The following is a 1,907-nucleotide window of genomic DNA, read 5'->3' on the forward strand; positions in this document are numbered from 1 at the left end:
CCCGAGGGGGAGGACCCGCTGCTCGCGGCGCTCGTGGCGCACAAGGACTCCTTCGGATTCCTCAACCACACCTGGTCCCACGAGTACCTCGGCTGCGTCCGGGACCACTCGGTCTCGCCGTGGCGCTGCGCGACCGTCCCCGTCCTCGGCTGGACGCGCTACGTCCCCGGCTCCGAGATCGACGCCCAGATCTCCCGCAACGTCGAGTTCGCGCGGCTCCACGGCCTGCCGATCGACCCGAGCGAGCTGGTCACCGGCGAGCACAGCGGGCTGCGCGGCGACGACGAGATGGTCGAGGACAACCCCCGGCTGGCGGGCTCGCTCACGGCCGAGGGCGTCCGCGCGATCGCCTCGGACGCCTCGAAGGAACCCGCCCAGCGCGCCATCGGCGACGCGCTCACGGTGCCGCGGCACCCCATCGACCTGGACTACGACACGGCGACCAACGCCGAGACCGTCGACCAGTACGCGTGGTCCCACACCTCCCGCGCCGACGGCGGCGACGGGACCTGCGAGGCCGACGCCGGCTGCGTCCCGGCGATCGACGCGACCGACCCGGCCGCCGCGTTCGCGCGGGTCATCGTCCCTGCGGAGGCGGCGAAGGCGCTGGGGCACGTGCTCGGCAACGACCCGCGGCCGCACTACGTCCACCAGCCCCAGCTCACCGAGGACCGCACGCTCTACCCGCTGCTGGAGCGAGTGCTCGTCGACTACGGGGCGCTGTACACCGGAGCCCGGCCGCTGCTGGTGCCGACGATGACCCAGACCCGAGACGAGCTCACGCGGCAGGCGGACTGGGCCGCCGCGGCCGGGGAGACCCGGGCGTGGCTGCAGGACGGGGCCGTCACCGTCGTCGGGGACGGGCTGGTGCCGTTCACCGTGCCCGCGGGGTCGACGTTCGGGGAGGCGTACGGCACCACGCGGTCCGCGTGGGTGCCGGTGACGGGGGAGCAGCGACTGACGGGGGTGGGCGCGTGAAGGTCTGTCTGGTCACCGAGGGCACCTACCCGGTCCATCCGGGCGGGGTGAGCGACTGGTGCGACCAGCTGGTGCGCGGGCTGCCGGAGGTGGAGTTCTCGGTCGTCGCGCTGACCGGGTCCGGGCGCGAGCCCGCGCGCTACCCGGCGCCGGAGAACCTGGTGCGCACCGAGCGGGTGGGGCTGTGGGCGGCGCCCCCGCGCGTGCGTCGGGCCAAGGCGGCTGACCACCGGTTCGTCGCCGCGTACGCGCACCTGGTCGAGGCGGTGCTGCGGGACGGCCCGATCACCTGGTTCGCCGACGCCGTCCGCGCGCTGCGCGAGCTCGCCCGGGTGACCGAGCTGAGCGCGGCCCTGCGCAGCCAGGTCGCGGTGGAGCTCGTCGTGGACGTCGCCGGTCGGGTCCCGGGCCTCGACCCGACCCTGGCCGACGCCCTCGCCGTCACCGACCTGATGGAGCACTTCCTGCGCCCGCTGCAGCTGCCCGCACCGCGCGCCGATCTCGTGCACGCCACCGCCAACGGCCCGGGGACGCTGCTCGGGCTGGTCGCCAAGTGGGAGCACGGCACCCCGCTCGTGCTCTCCGAACACGGCGTCTACCTGCGGGAACGGCTGCTCGCCACCCGCCGGGAGGCGCCCTCGCGGGTGGCCAGGGCGGCGCTCGCGGGCTTCTACGCGCGGCTCACCGAGCTCGGTTACCGCGGCGCGGACGAGGTGCTGCCGGTCAGCCGGTTCAACGCGCGGTGGGCCCGTCGGGGCGGCGCCGCGGCGGTCCGGGTGCTGCCCAACGGCGTGGAGCCGCTCGAGGTGCTGGAGTCCGAGCCCGAGGTTCCCACGCTCGTCTTCGCGGGTCGGATAGACCCGCTGAAGGACCTGCACGTGCTGCTGCGGGCCTTCGCGACCGTGCGGGAGCGGGTGCCGGAGGCGCGG

2 protein-coding genes are annotated in these 1,907 nt (G+C 75.2%); both read left to right on the forward strand.

Going from position 1 to position 1,907, the window contains the following annotated elements:
• On the forward strand, positions 1–978 hold a 978-nt coding region (locus H5J29_RS30965; protein WP_220188155.1), incomplete at its 5' end, for a hypothetical protein.
• The coding region (pelF, locus tag H5J29_RS30970) for a GT4 family glycosyltransferase PelF (protein WP_181784485.1) at positions 975–1,907 on the forward strand (933 nt) is incomplete at its 3' end. The genes H5J29_RS30965 and pelF, both read left to right, overlap by 4 nt.

Origin of the sequence: Pseudonocardia pini (genome assembly GCF_013870575.1) — a bacterium.
Taxonomy (GTDB): Bacteria; Actinomycetota; Actinomycetes; order Mycobacteriales; family Pseudonocardiaceae; genus Pseudonocardia; species Pseudonocardia pini.